At 63.1% G+C, this 20,521-nt stretch carries 13 protein-coding genes; 1 reads left to right on the forward strand and 12 read right to left on the reverse strand.

Features of this window, described 5'->3' with window-relative positions:
* Positions 1 to 18: 18 nt before the first annotated feature.
* The 5 genes from ACZ6YA_RS09960 to pip all read right to left on the reverse strand — a co-directional run bounded on the left by ACZ6YA_RS09960 (position 19) and on the right by pip (position 7,025).
* Positions 19 to 816: a transporter substrate-binding domain-containing protein gene (locus ACZ6YA_RS09960; RefSeq protein ID WP_465896944.1), complete on the reverse strand. Its 798-nt coding sequence runs from the start codon at positions 814 to 816 to the stop codon at positions 19 to 21.
* A 235-nt stretch (positions 817 to 1,051) separates the two neighbouring features.
* A complete protein-coding gene (gene mdoH, locus ACZ6YA_RS09965) occupies positions 1,052 to 3,625 on the reverse strand; it encodes a glucans biosynthesis glucosyltransferase MdoH (protein ID WP_465896915.1) in 2,574 nt (857 codons plus the stop codon).
* Positions 3,618 to 5,357 carry a glucan biosynthesis protein G gene (locus tag ACZ6YA_RS09970; RefSeq protein WP_465896916.1) on the reverse strand — a complete coding sequence of 580 codons (1,740 nt, stop codon included), beginning with the start codon at positions 5,355 to 5,357 and terminating at the stop codon, positions 3,618 to 3,620. Before ACZ6YA_RS09970 ends, mdoH begins: the two co-directional genes overlap by 8 nt.
* A 262-nt stretch (positions 5,358 to 5,619) precedes the next feature.
* Entirely contained in the window at positions 5,620 to 6,057 is a 438-nt protein-coding gene (gene dtd / locus ACZ6YA_RS09975; RefSeq protein WP_465896917.1) for a D-aminoacyl-tRNA deacylase, read from the reverse strand.
* The gene (pip, locus tag ACZ6YA_RS09980) at positions 6,054 to 7,025 is read right to left on the reverse strand and encodes a prolyl aminopeptidase (RefSeq protein WP_016489576.1); all 972 of its coding nucleotides are present in this window, start codon (positions 7,023 to 7,025) and stop codon (positions 6,054 to 6,056) included. The genes dtd and pip overlap by 4 nt, the downstream gene beginning before the upstream one ends.
* Positions 7,026 to 7,180: 155 nt before the next feature.
* Between pip and ACZ6YA_RS09985 the strand changes: the two genes are divergently transcribed.
* Positions 7,181 to 12,685, forward strand: coding sequence for a dermonecrotic toxin domain-containing protein (locus ACZ6YA_RS09985; protein ID WP_465896918.1), 5,505 nt, complete (start codon positions 7,181 to 7,183; stop codon positions 12,683 to 12,685).
* 35 nt (positions 12,686 to 12,720) lie between these two features.
* Here the strand turns inward: ACZ6YA_RS09985 and hutG are convergent, their stop codons facing one another.
* Genes hutG through ACZ6YA_RS10020 form a run of 7 tightly spaced genes read right to left on the reverse strand, consistent with a single transcriptional unit; the run spans position 12,721 to position 20,516 of the window.
* Positions 12,721 to 13,524, reverse strand: coding sequence for an N-formylglutamate deformylase (gene hutG, locus ACZ6YA_RS09990; protein ID WP_465896919.1), 804 nt, complete (start codon positions 13,522 to 13,524; stop codon positions 12,721 to 12,723).
* 10 nt (positions 13,525 to 13,534) lie between these two features.
* Complete coding sequence (gene hutI, locus ACZ6YA_RS09995) at positions 13,535 to 14,740, reverse strand: imidazolonepropionase (protein WP_465896920.1); 1,206 nt, start codon at positions 14,738 to 14,740, stop codon at positions 13,535 to 13,537.
* A 22-nt stretch (positions 14,741 to 14,762) separates the two neighbouring features.
* A complete protein-coding gene (gene hutH / locus ACZ6YA_RS10000) occupies positions 14,763 to 16,295 on the reverse strand; it encodes a histidine ammonia-lyase (RefSeq protein WP_465896921.1) in 1,533 nt (510 codons plus the stop codon).
* A 21-nt stretch (positions 16,296 to 16,316) separates the two neighbouring features.
* Positions 16,317 to 17,834, reverse strand: coding sequence for an HAL/PAL/TAL family ammonia-lyase (locus ACZ6YA_RS10005; protein ID WP_465896922.1), 1,518 nt, complete (start codon positions 17,832 to 17,834; stop codon positions 16,317 to 16,319).
* Between the two features lie 8 nt (positions 17,835 to 17,842).
* The gene (locus ACZ6YA_RS10010) at positions 17,843 to 18,673 is read right to left on the reverse strand and encodes a quaternary amine ABC transporter ATP-binding protein (RefSeq protein ID WP_465896923.1); all 831 of its coding nucleotides are present in this window, start codon (positions 18,671 to 18,673) and stop codon (positions 17,843 to 17,845) included.
* Positions 18,670 to 19,521 (reverse strand): ABC transporter permease, encoded by an 852-nt coding sequence (locus tag ACZ6YA_RS10015; protein WP_400796504.1) that lies wholly within the window; start codon positions 19,519 to 19,521, stop codon positions 18,670 to 18,672. Before ACZ6YA_RS10015 ends, ACZ6YA_RS10010 begins: the two co-directional genes overlap by 4 nt.
* A gap of 26 nt (positions 19,522 to 19,547) precedes the next feature.
* Positions 19,548 to 20,516, reverse strand: coding sequence for an ABC transporter substrate-binding protein (locus tag ACZ6YA_RS10020; RefSeq protein WP_465896924.1), 969 nt, complete (start codon positions 20,514 to 20,516; stop codon positions 19,548 to 19,550).
* Positions 20,517 to 20,521: the final 5 nt, after the last annotated feature.

Genomic DNA, 20,521 nt, shown 5'->3' on the forward strand with positions numbered 1-20,521 from the left:
TGGCTTGTGGCCTGGGGCTTATTCCATTTCCTTCAGCCAGTCCTTGTTCTTGAACCACTTGTCGTGGATACGATCGTAGGTCCCGTCATGCTTGATCTGGTGCAGGAAGTTGTTGATGAAGTTGATGCTGTCGTAGTCACCCTTCTTCAGGCCGAAGGCCAGCGGCTCGTAGGTGAAGGGTTCTTCGAGGAACAGCAGCTTGCCGGCACCGGCCTTGTCGACCGCCACCACGTTGTACGGCGCGTCGTAGACGAAGGCGTCAGCCTTGCCGTTGACCACGTCCATCACCGCTTCCTGCTCGTTGTCGTAGCCGTGGTACTTGGCCTTGGCGATCAGCTTCTTGGAGACCATCTCGCCGGTGGTGCCGAGCTTGGAAGTGATGCGGTACTTCTCGTTGTTCAGGTCCTTGTACGACTTGATCTCGCCGGCCAGCTCCTTGCGGATCAGCAGGGTCTGGCCGACCACGATGAAGGGTTCGCTAAAGTTCAGGCGCAGGTTGCGTTCCTGGGTCAGGGTCATGCCGCTGCCGATCATGTCGAACTTGTCGGTCAGCAGGGCCGGGATGATGCCGTCGTAGGCGGTGGATACAGCCTCGAACTTGACGCCCATGGATTTGGCCATGGCTTTGAGGATATCGACTTCGAAGCCGATGATCTCGCCACGCTTGTTGGTCATCTGGAACGGCATGTAGGTTGGGTCCATGCCCACCCGCAGTGTGCCGCGCTTGACCGCGTCGTCGATGGCGCCGGCCTGGGCCGAAGCCACTGCAACCAGCGCGGTGACGCCGACCAGCAGTCGCGAAAGGTATTTCTTCATCATCACCAAGTCCCCTAGCAAGAAATGTAGCGAATCTTATCGTTGGCACGGCCTTCGCGGCCGGCGTGGTTTACCGGGGAGGGATGCTAACGCATGGCGGCCCTGGGACCTAGAGCCGGGGGGGACTTTGTTGGCCAAAATCGGTATAGGCCTTTAAAAGCTTCGCGGGGCAAGCCCGCTCCCACAGGTATAGCGCTAACCTGTGGGAGCGGGCTTGCCCCGCGAAGAGTCCCTGTCAGGCGCCGACGAGTGCCGGCTGGCCTTCATTTTCCGGATGCAACGGCAACAACGGCGAATGCGGGTCGTTGTTGATCGAAGCACGCCATACGTCGATCCAGGCGGCATTGTGCTCGGCCCAAACCTGCGCATGCAGGCGTGCCAGCGCCACCGGATCGCTGAGCAAGGCCAGGCGAGTGTTCAGGTCCAGGCCTTTAGGCCCGACCTCGATTGCCTTGGCCACGCGTTCGGCGCGCAATGCCTCGATCGGTGCGGCTTGACCATGACGGGCAGTGGCCATGGCACAGGCCAGGGCGTTCTGCCGCGGATCGACCACGGCCCGCACGAAGCCGTCGTGCAGGGCGTGCCAGCGGTTCTCGTGGGTGTACTGGTCGGTGGCCAGCAGTTCCTGCGGCGTAGCGTACTCCTCGGGGATGAGGAACAGCTTCTCGTCCTTGGCCGCCAGGCCCAGACGGGTGCGGCTGGAGATCACCGACACCGGGATCGACAGCACCAGCGAACCGACAATCGGCGCCAGCCACCACAGGAAGCTCGGGTTCAGCCAGGCCACCAGCGCGGCCCAGGCAAAGCCAAGCAAGGTCTGCGGACCATGACGGCGCACGGCCTCGCTCCACGGCGTGGAGTCGTCGTCACGCTGCGGCGAGTTCCAGGTCGCCGCCCAGCCGAGGAACGCGGCCAGCACGAAGCGGGTGTGGAAAATCATCCGCACCGGCGCCAGCAGCATGGAGAACAGCATCTCCATGAGCATCGACAGGGTGACTTTGATGCGCCCGCCGAACTCGACCGCACCCTTGGCCCAGATCAGGATGATGCTGAGCAGCTTGGGCAGGAACAGCAGCACGATGGTGGTGGAGAACAGCGCGACGGCCTTTTCCGGGTGCCACTGCGGCCACAGCGGGTAGAGCTGGTACGGCTCGATGAAGTATTGCGGCTCCATCAGCGTGTTGGTCGCCAGCAGCGCGGTCGACAGTACCAGGAAGAAGAACCACAACGGCGCCGACAGGTACGACATCACCCCGGTGAGGAACACCGCACGGTGCACCGGGTGCATGCCCTTGACCAGGAACAGGCGGAAGTTCATCAGGTTGCCGTGGCACCAGCGGCGGTCACGCTTGAGCTCGTCGAGCAGGTTCGGCGGCAGTTCTTCGTAACTGCCCGGCAGGTCGTAGGCGATCCACACGCCCCAGCCGGCACGGCGCATCAGCGCGGCTTCGACGAAGTCGTGGGAGAGGATGGCCCCGGCGAACGCACCCTTGCCCGGCAACGGCGCCAAGGCGCAGTGCTCGATGAACGGCTTCATGCGGATGATCGCGTTGTGGCCCCAGTAGTGCGACTCGCCCAGCTGCCAGAAGTGCAGGCCGGCGGTGAACAGTGGGCCGTACACACGGGTGGCGAACTGCTGCATGCGCGCATACAGGGTGTCCATGCCCGACGCCTTGGGCGCGGTCTGGATGATGCCGGCGTCCGGGTTGGCCTCCATCAGGCGCACCAGGCTGCTCAGGCACTCGCCGCTCATGACGCTGTCGGCGTCGAGCACGACCATGTACTTGTACTCGCCACCCCAGCGACGGCAGAAGTCGTCGAGGTTGCCGCTCTTGCGCTTCACACGACGGCGACGACGGCGGTAGAAGATGCGGCCGAAGCCCTTGGTTTCGCGGCACACGTCCAGCCAGGCCTGTTGCTCGGCCACGGCGATGTCGGTGTCGTTGGTGTCGCTGAGCACGAAGAAGTCGAAACGGTCGAGGTTGCCGCTGGCGGCGACCGACTCGAACGTCGCCCGCAGGCCGGCGAACACCCGTGGCACGTCTTCGTTGCAGATCGGCATCACCAAGGCGGTGCGCGCCTCGGGTGCAATTGGCTCGCTGCCGGCACTGCTGCCGGAGATACGGTACTTGTCACGCCCGGTGAGCAACTCGAGGAAGCCCATCAGTGCGGTCCAGAAGCCTGCCGAGACCCAGCAGAAGAGGATACCGAAGAGGATCAGGATGGACGTCTGCAGGGCATACGGCCAGACCTGCACCACGGTGTCCCAGATCGGCTGGTTGACCACTTCGTTGAGGTCGACGAACGACCAGCCCTGGTACGGCAAAATGCCCTTCATGTACCAGCCGGCGACGATGGTCTGGCCGATCATCAGAGTCAGCAGGATGTAGCGGCGGATCGAACCGACCGTGCGCCAGCGCGCTTTGGGCAGCTCACGTTTCTCGGGCTGCGGGGCATTGGTACGGCCGGTCATGCGCCGCCACATGCGAATCAGCACGTTGGTGCGCCACGGCTCAGGCACCACGCGGGTACGCTTGATCGGCGGAGCGATCTTCAGGCACAGCCGGCCACTGCCGTCGACGCCGAGCATCTCGGCGTCCTCCAGCTCGGCGGCGCTGCCCACGGTCAGGCGTGGGCCCACCGAGGCCTGCACGGCCTCGGCGGCGTTGGCGGCCGGGTTGGCCGCCAGGCGTTGGTGCAGCTCGCTGAACGAGGAGCAACTGGCGAGTTCCGCGCGCTGCTCATCGCTCAGTGGGAGGTGGGCCAGGTATTCGCCAAGCGATTCTGGCCTTACGCTTGAGTTACTCATCGGCAGGCAACTGATAGCTCCAGGTCTCGGTCAGCACCTGTTCGGTGGTGGCCGGGGTCCCGTTGGTGGACGCCGCGTCGGCGGCAGGTTGTTCGGCCTTGGCTGGCTCCTGTGCCTTGGCAGTTTTTTCGTGCTTGGCGTGCTTGGCGGCGGCCTTGTCCTGCTTGGTTTCCTCGGCAGGCTTGGCCGGCTCGACCGGCACATCACGCACCAGCGCAGCGCGCATTTCGGTGGCTTTGTTGGCTTCCTTGACCTTCAGTCGCAGGGTCAGGCGCCAGCCCTTGGTCTCCGGGTTGTAGCGCAGGTTGTTCTCGACCACTTCGGCGTTGTCGCCCACGCTGATCTGGCTGCGTACCGCAGCGTCTTCTGGCAGGGCAGCCAGGGCTGGGCCGGCGAAATCGACCAGGAAGGCCACGCTGCCGTCCGGTTGGCGGATCAGGTTGGATTGCTTGACGTCACCGGTAGAGCGCATGGTCTGGGTAACCGAACCCACATCCTTGGCCTGGAACTTGGCCTCGTCGATGGTCCAGTGCAGGCGGTAGGCGTATTCGAACGGCTTGCCTGGCTCCGGCAGGGTTTCCGGGCTCCAGAACGCAACGATATTGTCGTTGGTTTCGTCGGCGGTCGGGATCTCGACCAGATCGACGGTGCCTTTGCCCCAGTCGCCCTTAGGCTCGATCCAGGCGCTCGGGCGCTTCTGGTAGTTGTCGTCGAGGTCTTCGTAGTCCTTGAAGTCGCGATGACGCTGCATCAGGCCAAAACCACGCGGGTTTTCGACGCTGAAGTTGCTCACGGCCAGGTGTTTCGGGTTGTTCAGCGGGCGCCAGATCCACTCGCCGTTGCCGGCATGGATCGACAGGCCTTCGGAGTCGTGCAGGGCTGGACGGTAGTTCATGACCTTGGACGGCTGATTAGGGCCGAACAGGTACATGCTGGTCAGCGGCGCAACACCCAGCCGGCTGACATGGTCACGCAGGAATACACGCGACTGCACGTCGACCACGGTGTCGTTGCCCGGGCGCAGGATCAGCTTGTAGGCACCGGTGGAGCGCGGCGAGTCCAGCAGGGCATAGATCACCAGGTGCTTGTCGGCCGGCTTGGGCTTCTCGACCCAGAACTCGGTGAAGCGCGGGAACTCTTCACCCGACGGCAACGCGGTGTCGATGGCCAGGCCGCGGGCCGACAGACCATACACGTGCCCCTTGCCGACCACGCGGAAATAGCTGGCCCCCAGCAGGGTCATGATTTCATCCTGCTTGTCGGCCTTGTTGATCGGGTACAACACACGGAAGCCGGCGTAACCGAGGTTCTTGGTGGTCTCCGGATCGTGCGGCACGTCACCGAATTCGAAGCGGCTCGGGTCGTACTTGATTTCCTCGACCTTGCTGGCGGTGACTTCGTTGATCTTAACCGGCGTGTCGAAGTGCATGCCCTGGTGATAGAAGGACAGCTTGAAGGGGGTCTTGTCCTTGGCCCACTCGGCTTTTTCCTGCAGGAAGTGAATCTTCTGGTAGTCGGCGAACTTCATGTCGCGGAAGACCGCCGGCAGGTTACTTTTCGGTGCTTCGTACTTCTGGCCGGCCAGATCCTTTGCCTTGGCTGCAACATCGTCAAGATTGAATGCCCACAGCTGGCCCGCGCTCATCAGGCCTGCCAGTGCCACACTGGCCATCAGGGCCTTGCGTAGCCGTGTGCCGGGGATTCTTGATGCTTTTTGGGGACTAACAATCACGAGCAACCCTCGCCGAAAACAGATCATGAAACCAACGGCCAGCGACAAATGCCGGGTTGGCGAGCACTGTTCGGACCCCGTGAGGGCGTAATGATTCCCCAAACGGTGTCAGACAATGCTCGAGTAAGAGTAATACGAACCTACGAACGCAGGTCCGTGCAGCGCGCGATTATCCAGCAGGTCGCGTTACAACGCATCAGGCTGAACCAACTATTTATCGTACAAAACCCCTTGTTTCTCTATAAACAAGGGGTTTTTTTGCTCATATTTGTAACAAGAATGTCACGGGGCCATCATTGACCAGATGGACCTGCATGTCCGCACCGAAACGCCCACTCGCCACCGTGGGGTGTTGGCCCTGGGCCTGCTGTAAAAGATAGTCGAACAACTCGGCACCCAGTGCTGGCGGCGCGGCCGTCGAAAAACCCGGGCGCATGCCGCTGCGGGTATCCGCCGCCAGGGTGAACTGGGACACCAGCAACAAGCCGCCGTCGACATCCTTGAGCGACAGGTTCATCTTGCCCTGCTCATCGCTGAACACGCGATAGTTGAGCAGCTTGTGCAACAGCTTATCGGCATGTTCACGGGTATCTTCAGGCTCGACGGCCACCAGCACCAACAGACCCTGGTCGACGGCGCCGACGATCTCGCCGGCTACTTCTACCCGCGCGCCGCGCACGCGCTGCAACAGCCCCCTCATGCTTCTTCCAGGGGCAGATCAAGCAAGCGCCGGGCCATCTGGTCGGCGGCACGCACCAGGGCATCGGTGATGCCCGGCTCGGAGGCCGCGTGGCCGGCGTCGCGGATGACCTTCAGCTCGCTGTTCGGCCAAGCCTGGTGCAGCGCCCAGGCGTTGTCCAACGGGCAGATCACGTCGTAACGGCCATGCACGATCACCGCTGGCAGGTGGGCGATCTTCGGCAGGTCGCGGATCAGTTGGTCTGGCTCAAGGAAGGCATTGTTCATGAAATAGTGGCATTCGATGCGAGCGATCGACAACGCCCGCTGCGGTTCGGAGAAACGATCGACCACCAGCGGATTGGGACGCAAGGTGGCGGTACGCCCCTCCCAGGTGGACCAGGCCTTGGCGGCATGCATCTGGGCGATCTGGTCATTACCGGTAAGGCGCTTGTGGAAAGCCTTGACCAGGTCACCTCGCTCCTCCGGCGGGATCGGCGCGATGTAGTCCTGCCAGTAGTCTGGGAACAGGCGGCTGGCGCCCTCCTGATAGAACCACTCGATCTCTTGCGGGCGGCACAGGAAAATGCCGCGCAGAATCAGGCCATGCACCCGCTCGGGGTGAGTCTGGGCGTAGGCCAGGGCCAGGGTCGAGCCCCATGAACCACCGAACAGCACCCACTTGTCGATGCCAAGGTGCTCGCGGATGCGCTCCAGGTCTTCGACCAGGTGCCAGGTAGTGTTGTTCTCCAGGCTCGCATGCGGTGTGGAGCGGCCACAGCCGCGCTGGTCGAAGGTGATAATGCGGTACAGGTTGGGGTCGAAATAGCAACGGCTCTGGGCATCGCAACCCGCGCCGGGCCCACCATGGATGAACACAACCGGCAAACCTTCAGGCGAGCCGCTTTCATCGACATACAGCACATGCGGCGCTTCCACGGCCAGATCGTGCCGGGCGTAGGGTTTGATCTGCGGGTACAGGGTCTGCATTGCGCACTCCGTGTGAGGTTTGGTTCGACCGTTGGCCATCATAAACCTGAATTGCGCTTTGAGCATGCCCCATGTCTTGTCGGGACAAATAGATAACACCTGCCCTGCCTGCAGCGGCCGAAAGTAAGGCCCTTACCTACGTCATGGAGCTGCAGATGCCGACCACCACCCAAGCGACGCTCTCCCCTCGCTACACGATGATCGAAGGCAAAGCGCCAAGCTGGATCACCAACGCTCCACCCTCCACCTTCGCCACGCTGCGCACCTCACACCGGCAAGCCCCTTCGTCGCTTGCAAAAGCTTGCCTCGAGAACCCCAGTACCGCCAAGACGCTGGCCGAAGAACAGGCCAAGTTCCAGGCGAGCAAAAAGCAGGCAGCCAACCTGTTCTCCGCTTTGCCTGCTCTGCAGGCATTCGCCACGCACGTGTTGAGCGAAGGCATCAAGCAAAGGTTTGAGCTCGATCTTGATGTCGCCCAGACCTATTTCTTCGATGCCGTCGGTTATGCCCATCGTCGTCAGGCGGGCGCAGCAGCCCCTGAACAGTTCGTAAAGCCGTTGCTGCACCATGCCTTGCAGAACTTCGAGGCATCGGCAACGCAGTCAGGAGGGCTGGACGTGGACACGCCCCACATGCGCTCGGTCATCCTCGATCAGCGCGGCTATGGCAATGGCCCACCGTTCGACAACGTGGTCGCGATCGAGCCAACGGCATTCGCCGCCCTGTGCCGCCAACTGGACATCGGCGGGCAATACCAAGCACTGCTCGATGGCATCTACTTTCCGTCCGTAACCGCTGAGTCGGGCCCACCGATTTCATGGCATGACAGGTTCGCAGCCCAGGCTCCGGTGCTCGACACACTCGGCGAGGTCGAGTTGTCTGCCTTCAGGCAGCAACTGCACGCCGCGTTGCTGACCGCGAACATCAGCAGCCACGCGCACGGCGTCTTGTCGATCACGCCGCTCGAGACCCTGCCTGACCCCGAGCACGGCCACGCCACATTCAGTTTCCTACGGCTGTGGAGCATCGAACTGACGGGGATGGTCCTGATCCAGTTCAAGCAGATGCCGACCGTCGTGCTCTATACACCCCACGCCGGTGACGCGTCGCTCAAGGAATTTGGGTCTTTCGAAGCAATGAAGCTTTACCTCAGAGATGCGACCCAGAACGACCTGGCCGCCATTGCCGGGCACATCCCCGATGCGCACAAGGCGCAACTGCTCGGCAAGTTGCAAGACCATCTGCTACCTCTCACCTTTACCCTGAAGAACCTCTACGAACGGGTGGCAGACCCGGCGGCCGTGCTGCCGATCATCGCGCAGGCCTTCGAACGCCCTTTTCGCGCACAGGTGCTCCATCAGCAATTTACCCGCCTGCGCGACGATGCCCGATTTCACGCCGTGCCTACCCTGGCCATGGACGCCAAGACCTTCCATGACCGGCTGGCCTACTTCGAGTCGCTGGCAATCAATGCCCTTAACCTGGTGGGCTTTGCGATACCCGAAGTCGGCTACATGATGATGGCCCTGACCGTCCTGCAGTTAGGCCATGAAGTCTACGAAGGGATCGAAAGCTGGGCCAACGACGACCGGCAACTGGCGTTCGACTACCTGCTGGATGTGCTGGAAAACGTGGCGCTCATCGCCGCCAGCGCGGCCACGGTACACGTTGCCAATTCGGAATTGGCCGGCGTGGCAGCTGCCCCGTCGGTCGACACGCCTTCGTTCATTGAGGAGCTGGTGGAGGTCGAGTTGCCCGACGGCAGCACGCGTCTCTGGAAACCCGACCTGACCCCATACGCCCACGACGTTTACCTGCCCTCCGATGCCAAACCGGATCAACTTGGACTTTATCGCCATGCTGGCAAGCTCTGGCTGACCCTGGATGGCAAGACCTATTCGCTCAAGTGGAATGCCACGGCCGGTCACTACAGCATTGTTCACCCAACCCGACTGCGTGGTTATCAGCCGCGGCTGCGCCACAACGATGCCGGGGCCTGGCAGCATGATCTGGACCGCCCCGTGGAATGGCAGGGCAGCCGCTTGCTGCGCCGGCTTGGCCCACTCAGCGATCCATTCGACGAACAAACGCTCAGGCAAATCCTAGACATCAGCGGTATAGAGGAAGGCGTTGTACGCCGGGTACTGGCTGAAAACCAGCGAATGCCGGCGATCCTCGAGGACATGTTGCTGCGTTTCAGGCTGGATCAGGAGGTCAGCCGCACATTGCCCCATGAATCGCCAAAGGTTCGCCACGCAGCATTCCTCAAGCGCTATCAGCAGCTGCCCTCGAGCATTGCACCGGCGGCGGTATGCCTACGCATCGCCTATCCACAACTACCCGGCACGGTCATCGATGAACTCTTGCGTAACGCTGCCAGCGATGAACTGATCACTTTGAATACAGGCAAAGTGTCCTTGCGTCTGGCAGAAGAAATACGCGTCTACCAGCAGCAGATTCGCCTGGCTCGCGCCTACGAAGGGCTCTACCTGGACGCCAATCAGAGCTGGGACAGCGATCGCCTGATCATCCATACCCTGGAGCAGCTCCCCGGCTGGCCAGCGGACACCCGGCTCGAACTGCGCGAACGCCGGCACTGGCCAAGCCAGCACGCCAGTATCGGGTCAGCGCAGGCCGGTCGGCACAGCGTCATCACCCGTGCCGATGTGGGCTATATCGCCCAGGCCCCGGGCCAGGCAGACACCCCCGTCATGCTCTACCCTACGCTTCATGCAGCCGTGTACAGCGCACTGCCCGAAACAATGCAACAACTGGGCATCACCCATGCAAGCCAATTGCGCCAAGTGCTGCAACAACGCCCGCTTCTGCCACGACCCCACTTGCGCAAGGCATTGGGCATGCAAGCGGTTCGGCCCGGCTATCGCTCGCCCATGCGCCTCGCCGATGGCCGCCTGGGCTACCCACTGAGTAGCGGCCAGCACGCGAGCCCTCCCGTCTCGCGCCAGGCGCTGCTTGAGGCGGTGGCCGCCACGGGCTTGAGCGAACACACCAACAGGACGGCAGACGAGATACTGATGGCGCTCGCAAGCCGGGGTCGCACGCAGCTTCAAGTGCTGGAACGGCTACAACTGCTGTTGGAGCAGCGCAACGACCTGCTAAGCAGGCTGGAAGACTGGAGTGAGGGAGTGTCGCCCGCGTCGGACCAGGCAGCGCGTGAGCACGACCGTTTGCGCAGTGGCATTACCCAACACTGGTACGACACCGCACTGGATGAAGACAATCAGCATAACGCAGTACTGAGCCTCGAACGGGTGTCCCTGGCTGATATTCCGTTGAACCTGCCCGAGTTCTTTACCCACAGTGTGCGCAGGCTGCGCCTGCTCGACCTGGCACCGGAAAGCCTTGCCAGCTGGGCGCAGCACGAGCGTCTGCTGCAACGCGTACTGCGCCAGTTAGCGCAACTCGAAGAGCTGGAAATCAATCGCCCCTACAACCCCCGGGCAACCCCTTCGGCCTTCCTGTTCAGCATGCCCACGATCACTGAGCACCTGCCAAGCCTGCGCGTGTTGACCATGGCCAACCAGAACATCGCGCTGACTGCGACCGACATCAATTTACTGGCCGGACTTCCCGATCTCAGACGGCTGGACCTGCAAGGCAACCGCTTTTCCCCGAACAACAGCCCCAGCCTCCACGAGCTGTCGCTGGACTACCTGTGCCTGGACAACATGCAACTGAGTCAGTGGCCCATCGGCCTGGGCAGCGATGCCCTGGAGCGGATCGCGCATGTTTCGCTGCGCAATAACAACTTGCGTTCGCTGCCCGCGTTCTTGCTTAACGAAACCGAGGTTGCGCTGCGTCACGCCGTGATTTCGCTGGAGGGCAATGACCTCAGCGAGGATCACCTGCAGCGCCTGTTGCTCAACGAAAACCGGCTGATTTCGCACATCAGCGTGGACCGCTCACCGGCGCTGGTCGAACGGCTCGATCGCATAAGCCGGGAACGCCAGCTATTGCGTGAGGCGGTTGATGGTTGGGTGCATGCCTCGAGTTCGAACACCCCCTTGACTGAAGCCATGATCGAAGGCAGGGAAAGCATCGCATCGGCCATCAACCGGTTCTGGCTGAGCCAGGAGCGCGGCTTGCAGTACCTGCGCCTGCAATTGGAAGATGCCGCACTCGATCATTTCCCCAGCCGCCTCCCAGCGTTCTTCACCGAGCGTGTGAGCGCCTTGAGCCTGATCCGCATGAGCGGTTCCACGTCACAACTCGATCATTTGCTCAGCCGTTTTCCCAATATCACGCGCTTGACCATCGATGCGCACGTGGCGGCAATGTCCACGCTGCCATCGGCCCTGTTACGCCTGCCACGCCTGGCCCACCTGGAGTTTCGCAACCTGGGGCTGGAGATCGACCAGGCCGTCGTTGAAACCCTTAGCCGTCTCCCGCGACTGACGACGTTGGATGTTTCCGGTAACCGACCGGGTGTCATTACCCAGGTACCCGCCAGCCTCGCCAGCGGCCTGACCTCGTTGAATCTCAGCAACATGGGGCTGCAAAGCTGGCCGAGTTGGTGCGAGCAACTGCTGCCGCTTGAACTGCTGGACTTGAGTACCAACAATATCTCGCAATTGCCGGACTACATCCTGCAAAACGTGGAAAATCGAATGCCGATCTCCTCGATCGCACTGTTCGAAAACCCGCTGGCGATCGACACCGTCCTGCGTCTTCGCGCGTACTCGGAAAGCCAGCACAGCTTTACCTTTGCCCTGGACCCCAACACCCTGCTGCTAACCGACAGTTCGGACGAAGGCTCGCAGCTCGACCATCCGCACTTCCCGCTGGCCGGTGACGACATGCCCAAGGTCGAGCTGTGGGCGCTGGGCAATACCGCCCAGAATGAAGCGCTGCACGACTGTTGGGCCACGCTGCAAGGCCTGGAAGACGGCAACGACCTGTTGCGCCTGGCCGGGCGTTTGCGCAACGCCGCGCCCTATGTCGACCCGAATTCCCAAGCGCACTTCTGTGAACGTGTACGCCTGATGCTGGTCACGGCGGCGACTCACGACACGCTGCGCCCGACCATGAGCGCTATTGCCGCCGAAGGCTTGCCGGACCCTGTGACCGGCAACCAGACCTGCCACGATGGCGCGCTTCAGGCGTTCAACAACATCGAGCTTTTGCTCATGAACAGCCGGGTGCTGACCGATGCCGGTGACTCATTGCAAACCCTCTTGCGACGTCTGCGCCAGCTGTACCGGATGGGCCAGTTGGAACTGTTGGCAAACCAGCGCACGGTGGCCGGCGATCACGTTTCGGCACGCCTCGCGTACCGCCGCGAACTTGCCGCGGAACTGGACTTGCCGATTGCCGACCCGATGCGCTTTCGAAGCGCTGCCCAGCTTGTCCATGGTGAACTTGCCAGCGTGCTGGAGCAGGTACGGGAGCGGGAAAGCAGCGGCGCTTTCATGCAATACCTGATGGCGAACCAATATTGGACCGAGCGCCTGCGGGCCGAGCATGCTGACCGATTAGCCAGTATCGACGAACGTTTTGGAGAACGCGTCCAGGCACTGAGTGGGTCTGATCTGCCCCTTGAAGAGGAGCTGACCTTGCAGCGAGCGCTGCACGATGAGAAAGAGCAAGAAGTGATGGAGCTGCTTGAGGAGCTGACGCGCCCGTATCTAGGCGGCAATTGACCGAATTCAGTGCCCCTGCGAGAGGGGCGCTGAAACTACCGAGCGTAACGTCCCCGTCCCCATTCCAGCAGAGCCTCCAGCAACTTGCGCAATACCGCCTGCGTGGGCTGTGCCAAATCCTGTCGGTATGCGAACGGCTCCGATTCCTCCATGTAGGTACTCTGCGACAACTCCAACTGCACCGCGTGGATGTGCTTGGCCGGGTCGCCGTAGTGACGGGTAATATGGCCGCCTTTGAAGCGCCCATTGAGCACATGGGTGTAAGCCGGTTCCTGGGCACACACGCCTTCGAGCAACCCCGCCAGTTCTGGATCGCAGCTGGCCCCGTTGAATGTTCCCAGGTTGAAGTCTGGCAGCTTGCCATCGAACAGGTGCGGGATCAGCGAACGGATCGAGTGGGCATCCCACAACAGTGCGTAGCCATGGACTTCGCGCAACCGCGCCAGTTCACGCTGGATCATGTTGTGGTAGGGGCGCCAGATCTGTTCCAGGTAGGTGCTGCGCTCTTCGGCGCTCGGCTCCAAGCCTGGCATGAACAGCGGTTCACCTTCGAACAGCGTGCCCGGGTACAGGCCGGTAGTCGCGCCGGCGTAGAGCGGCTTGTCGTCATCCGGCCGGTTCAAGTCGATGACGAAGCGCGAATACTCTGCCGCCACCACACTTGCCCCCATCCCAACGGCAAAATCGTACAGGCGCGGGATGTGCCAATCGGTGTCGGGCAGGCTGCGCGCCGCCTCGACCAGCCCCTTGTCCACGGCCTGGGTCAGCTTGAGGCCGGCGTGGGGCATGCTGATCAGCAGCGGCAACCGGCCTTGATGAAAACTGAATACCTTGTCCATCTCGCCTCGCTCAGTTAGAAATCTCGTGGCCCTTGCGCACCACGCGCTTGGGCAAGTCGCCACCCAGCCAGTAGGCCAGTTCGGCAGGACGTTCGATCTGCCAGGCGACGAAATCCGCCGCCTTGCCGATTTCCAGGGTGCCGTGGCTGTCGCCCAGGCCCAGGGCGGTGGCGGCGTGCGTGGTCACGCCAGCCAGCGCCTCTTCCGGGGTCATGCGGAACAATGTGCAGCCCATGTTCAACATCAGGCGCAACGACAGCCCTGGCGACGTACCAGGGTTGAGGTCGCTGGCCAAGGCGATCTTCACGCCGTGGCGGCGCAGGGCGTCCATTGGCGGCAGCTGGGTTTCGCGCAGGAAGTAGAAGGCGCCCGGCAGCAGCACGGCGACCGTGCCGGCCTCGGCCATGGCGATGGCATCTTCCTCGGTCATGAACTCCAGGTGGTCGGCCGACAGCGCCTGGTAGCGCGCCGCCAGGCTGGAGCCATGCAGCGACGAGAGCTGCTCGGCGTGCAGCTTGACCGGCAGGCCCAGCTCGCGGGCCTTGATGAACACCCGCTCGACCTGCGCCGGGGAGAACGCCAGGTGTTCGCAGAAGGCATCCACGGCGTCCACTAGCCCCTCTGCGGCCAGCGCCGGGAGCATCTCGTCGCAGATGTGCGCGATGTAGTCGTCCGCCCGCCCCGCGTACTCCGGTGGCAGGGCATGGGCAGCCAGGCAGGTGGCCCGCACCGCCAGGGGCAACTCATCCGCCAGGCGCCGGGCCACGCGCAGCATCTTGCGCTCGTTGGCCAAATCCAGGCCGTAGCCGGACTTGACCTCGATGGTGGTTACGCCGTCGCGCATCAGGGCCTGCACGCGCTGGCGGGCACTGACGAACAGTTCGTCTTCACTGGCGGCGCGGGTCGCGCGCACGGTGCTGGCGATACCGCCGCCCTGGGCGGCGATCTCGGCGTAGCTCACGCCCTGCAGGCGCTGTTCGAATTCACCGCTGCGGTTGCCGCCGAACACCGCGTGGGTGTGGCAGTCGATCAGCCCCGGTGTGACCCATGCGCCGCCCAGTTCCACGGTGCGGGTGACATCCAGCGCCGGCACATCGGCGCGCGGCCCGATCCATTCGATCAAGCCCGCATTGCTGACGATCGCCGCGTCCTCGATGATCGAGTAGCTGCCCTGGGCCATGGTTGCTGCGTGGCAGTGCTGCCAGAGGGTTCTCATACACAGTCTCCGTTACACGACATCACAGGCTCGGCAACACGCCGGCCGGCAACAGCGCAGTCAACTCGCCTTGCGCCAACAAGGCGCTGGCCTTTTCGATATCCGGCGAGAAAAAGCGGTCGTGGTCATAGTGCGGCACTTCACGGCGCAGTACCTGACGCGCCTGCTCCAGCTTCGCCGAGGTCTTCAGCCCTTCACGCAAATCGAGCCCTTGGCAGGCGCCCAGCCACTCGATGGCCAGCACGCCGCGGGTGTTCTCGGCCATCTCCCACAGCCGCTTGCCCGCCGCCGGGGCCATGGACACATGGTCTTCCTGGTTGGCCGAGGTCGGCAGGCTGTCAACGCTGTGCGGGTGCGACAGGGCCTTGTTCTCGCTGGCCAGCGCCGCTGCCGTGACCTGGGCGATCATGAAACCAGAGTTCACCCCGCCGTTCTTTACCAGGAACGGCGGCAACTGCGACATATGCTTGTCCATCATCAGCGAGATGCGGCGCTCGCTGAGGGCACCGATTTCGGCGATGGCCAAGGCCAGATTGTCGGCCGCCATGGCCACCGGCTCGGCGTGGAAGTTGCCACCCGACACCACATCGCCTTCGGCGGCGAACACCAGCGGGTTGTCCGACACCGCATTGGCCTCGACCGCCAGTACCTCGGCGGCTTGGCGCAACTGGGTCAGGCACGCGCCCATGACCTGGGGCTGGCAACGCAGCGAGTACGGATCCTGAACCTTGCCGCAGTTCTGATGCGACTGCGAGATTTCGCTGGAATCGCCCAGTAGGTCACGGAAACACGCGGCGGTGTCGATCTGGCCACGCTGGCCACGTGCGTCGTGGATGCGTCGGTCGAACGGTGAGCGCGAGCCCAGCACCGCTTCAACGGTCAAGCTGCCACAGGTGATGGCCGCGGCGTACAAGTCCTCTACCTGGAACAGGCCACGCAAGGCATAGGCGGTCGATGCCTGGGTACCGTTGAGCAGTGCCAGACCCTCTTTGGCGGCCAGGGTCAGCGGCTCCAGGCCCGCCACCTCAAGAGCTTCGCTGGCGGACAGCCATTCACCTCTGTACCGCGCCTTGCCTTCGCCCAACAGTACCAACGACATGTGCGCCAGCGGCGCCAGGTCGCCGGACGCACCCACCGAACCCTTGAGCGGAATATGCGGGTAGACCTCGGCATTGACCAGGGCGATCAAAGCATCGATTACCTTGCGCCGGATGCCGGAAAACCCACGGCTGAGGCTGTTGATTTTCAGCACCATGATCAGCCGGACCAAGGCGTCGTCCAGTGGCGCGCCGATGCCGGCCGCATGCGACAGCACCAGCGAGCGCTGCAGGTTTTCCAGGTCGTAGCGGGCGATACGCGTCGAAGCCAACAGGCCAAAACCGGTGTTGATGCCATAGGCGGTGCGATCTTCGGCGATGATCTGCTCGACCACGGCCACGCTGGCATCGATGACCGCATCGGCGCTGGAATCCAGTTGCAGGCGCAGCGGCGCCTGGTGGATGCGGCGCAGTTGGGCCAGGGTCAGCTGGCCAGGGATGAGGTTCAGGGCTTCCATGTGCGATCTCCTTTCGAGTATTCAGTGCAATGCCTGCAGCACGGGCTGCGGCGAAGTTTTCAGCAGCGTGGCGGCGCGGGCTATGTCCGGCGCCAGCCAGCGGTCTTCCAGGTAGGCCGGTACCTCCTCGCGCAGCAGGCGCCAGGCGGCATCAGTACCCGCGCCGAAGCGCTGATCCTTGAGAAATTCGAAGGCCTGGGCGGCCAGCAGGTACTCGATGGCCAGGATCTGGGTGCAGTTTTCCAGCACCTGGTGCAGCTTGAGCGCAGCGTTGGTGCCGAGGCTCAGGTGATCTTCCTGCAGGCCTGACGTCACGAAGTTGTCGAGCACCGCCGGCTGCGCCAGTTGACGGTTCTGCGCGCACAGCGAGGCGGCGACGTACTGGACGATCATCATTCCCGAGTTGACCCCGGGATTGCTGACCAGGAACGCGGGCAGGCCACTGACGTGCGGGTTGATCAGACGGTCCAGACGGCGCTCGGCAATCGAGCCGATCTCGGCCATGGCGATAGCCAGCAGGTCAGCGGCCATCGCGACCGACTGGCCATGCGGGTTGGCCTGGGAAACCACGCGAAAGTCTTCCGGAGTGCCCAGCAACAGTGGGTTGTCGTTGGCGCCGTTGAGCTCGCTCTCGATCTGCTTCGCGGCGTGGGCCAACTGGTCACGGGCGGCGCCGTGCACCTGCGGGATGGAGCGGATGCTCAGGGCATCCTGGGTGCGGACGCCCTTGCTCGCGGCGATCACTTCGCTGTCTGCCAGCAAGGCGCGCAGGTTCTCACCGACCACCTGCATCCCCGGATGCGGCTTGAGGGCGATGATCTCGGGATCGAAGGCGGCGATCTGGCCCCGCTGCGCCTCGAAGCTCATCGCACCGATCACGTCGGCCCATTGCAGCAGGCGGCTGGCATCGTCCAGCGCCAGGCAGGCCAGGCCGGTCATGCATGGCGTGCCATTGACCAGACACAGACCGTCCTTCGCGCCAAGTTGCACCGGTGCCAGGCCTTCGGCTGCGAGGGCATCGGCGGCATCGACGACCTGCCCCCGGTAGCTGACCTTGCCGATGCCCAGCAGGCTCACGCCGACATGGGCCATGTGGGTCAGATAGCCGACCGAACCCTGCGCCGGCACCTGCGGGGTAATGCCGTGGTTGAGCAGGGCCAGCAGCGCTTCGACCACGCTGCGCTGGAGGCCCGACTTGCCGTGGCTGTAGTTGGCAATGGCAGCGCAGATGATCGCCCGGCTCTGCTCGTCGGGCAGCGCCGGGCCAACGCCGCAGGCGTGGCTGAGCAAGGTATTGCGTGACAACTGGCTGAGCTGCTCACCCTGCAGCGACACGTTGCACAGCGCGCCCAGGCCAGTGTTCACACCATAGGCACGCTCACCACTTTCGACGATATGACGGACGATCGCCTGGGCATTGTCGATGCGCGCCCAAACCTGCGGCGCCAGCTCAAGGCGCGCGCCCTGCCGGGCCACAGCAACGATGTCCTGCCAGCAGAGCGTGCTGCCGGAGAAGGTGACGGTTTCAGCGTTCGACATGCTGCTCCTCATACCGCGACCGCGCGGCGCTGGACGAAGCGGTCGACATACTCGTCGGCCGGGTTGTGGAGGATCTGGTGCGGCGTGCCCACCTGGATCAGGCGGCCATCCTTGAGGATGGCGATGCGGTTGCCGATGCGCACGGCTTCGTCCAGGTCGTGGGTGATGAACACGATGGTCTTGTGCAGCGTCTTCTGCAGCTCCAGCAGTTGGTCCTGCATTTCGGCGCGGATCAGCGGGTCGAGGGCGCTGAAGGCCTCGTCCATGAGAATGATGTCGGTGTCGGCCGCCAACGCCCGGGCCAGACCGACGCGCTGGCGCATGCCGCCGGACAGTTGGTGCGGGTACTTCTTCTCGTAACCTTTCAGGCCCACGGTCTCGATCCACTGCTGGGCGCGCTCGGCGCACAGTTGCTTGCTCTCGCCACGCACCTTCAGGCCATAGGCGACGTTGTCCAGCACGTTGCGGTGCGGTAGCAGGCCAAAGCTCTGGAACACCATGCTGATCTTGCGTCGGCGAAATTCGCGCAGGGCCTCCATGTCGTACTGCAGGATGTCTTCACCATCGACCAGGATCTGCCCGCTGGTCGGGTCGATCAAGCGGTTGAAGTGGCGCACCAGGGTCGACTTGCCCGAGCCGGACAGGCCCATGATCACGAAGATTTCGCCGCTGCCGATGGACAGCGACAGGTCGTTGACCCCGACCACGCAGCCAGTCTGCGCCAGCACCTGCTCCTTGCCCTGGTTGTTGCGGATCAACTGCAGGGCCTCATCGGCGCGGTCACCGAAGATCTTGAAGACGTTTTTCACCTCGATCTTGCTGATCGGCTGCGTGCTCATTGGTTCACCTCATGGCGTGGCCGGCCATAGGCCTGGGTAATGCGGTCGATCACCACCGCGAGGATGACGATGGCCAGGCCCGCTTCTAGGCCGCGGCCGACGTTGAGGGTCTGGATGCCGATCAGCACGTCTTCGCCCAGGCCCCTGGCGCCGATCATCGAGGCGATCACCACCATCGACAGGGCCATCATGGTGGTCTGGTTGATGCCGGCCATGATGCTCGGCAGCGCCAGCGGCAGCTGCACGCCGAACAGCTGCTGCCAGCGGTTGGCGCCGAAGGCGTTGATCGCCTCCATCACTTCGCCGTCCACCTGGCGAATCCCCAGATCGGTCAGGCGGATCAGCGGCGGCGCGGCGTAGATCACCGTGGCGAAGATCGCCGGGACCTTGCCCAGGCCGAACAACATCAGCACCGGGATCAGGTACACGAAGCTGGGCATGGTCTGCATGATGTCAAGCAGCGGCATCAGCACCGCGCGCAGGCGATTGCTGCGTGCCGACAGGATGCCCAGCGGGATGCCTATCAGCACCGAGATCAGCGTCGCCACCAGCATCAGCGCCAGGGTCTGCATCAGCTTGTCCCACAGGCCGACCGCGCCAACCAGGAACAGCAAGCCGGTAATCACCAGGGTCGGAAGGATGCGCCGGGTGGCGTGCCAGGCGATCACCGCCACCACGCCGAGCATCAGCCACCACGGCGTGGCGCGCAGCAGGCCTTCGAGGCTGACGATGGCCCACAGCAGGGTGTCGGAGATGTGCCGGAACACATCGCCGTAGTTGGTCACCAGGGCGTCGACCCAGCCGTTGACCCAATCGGCGATGGAGAATGTCAGGTTGTCAGGAAACATAGGTTTCACTCATCAGCTGAGGACGCTCAGAGCGCCGCGTTGATCTTCTTGGCTGCCTCATCGCTGACCCAGGCCTGCCAGACTTCAGGATGTTCCTTGAGGAACAGCTTCGCCAGCTTGGGCGACTCGATCCGATCTTTGGTCATGCGCGCCAGGTTCTGGTTGAGCAGGTCGATCGGCAGGTTGACCTTTTCCAGCACCGCGACCAGTTCAGGCGCCTGTTCGTGGAAGGCTTTCGACAGCCCGACCTTGATCGACACGGTCTTGTCCACACCCGGTTTTTCCTGCAGCTTGACCAGGTCGACCTGGCCCATCAGCGGGGTCGGGGTCCAGTAATAGAAGAGGATCGGCTCGCCGCGCTTGTAGCTCGACAGCACCGCGGCATCCAGCGCCGGGCCGGTGCCAGGGCGGAAGTTGGTGTAGCTGCTCTCCAGTCCGTAGTCCTTGAGCATCTTGCTGTTGTCCAGTTCACAGGTCCAACCGGCCGGGCAGTTGTAGAAACGGCCTTTGCTCGGTTCTTCCTGGTCCTTGAACACGCTGGAATATTGGCCCAGGTCGGCCACGTTCTTGAGGCCTGGCGCCTTGGCTTCGAGCTTGCGCTTGGCATCGCCCTCGATCACATAGCGGGGCACGTACCAGCCCTCCTCCGCGCCCACCACCGGGGCGCCGACGCCGACCACCTTGCCGGCGGCCTCGGCCTTCTTCCAGACCTCGCTGCGGCCGACCCACTCTTCGGCGAACACCTGGATGTCATTGCTGCCCAGGGCGTTTTCCATGGTGATGGAGTTGCCGGGCAGGCTGTCGGTTTCGCAGCCGTAGCCGTTTTTCAGCACGAATTGCATCACGTCGGTCAGCAGCATGCCGCTTTCCCAGTTCAGCCCGGCGAACTTCACCGGCTTGCCAGACTCGCACCAGCCAGCGGCCTGGCTGCTGCCGGCAGCGCCGAGCAGGCCGAGGGCGAACAGCGAGGCAAGCAAGGTCTTGTTGGTTTTCATTGCGT

This window comes from Pseudomonas sp. NPDC090752, assembly GCF_055584805.1.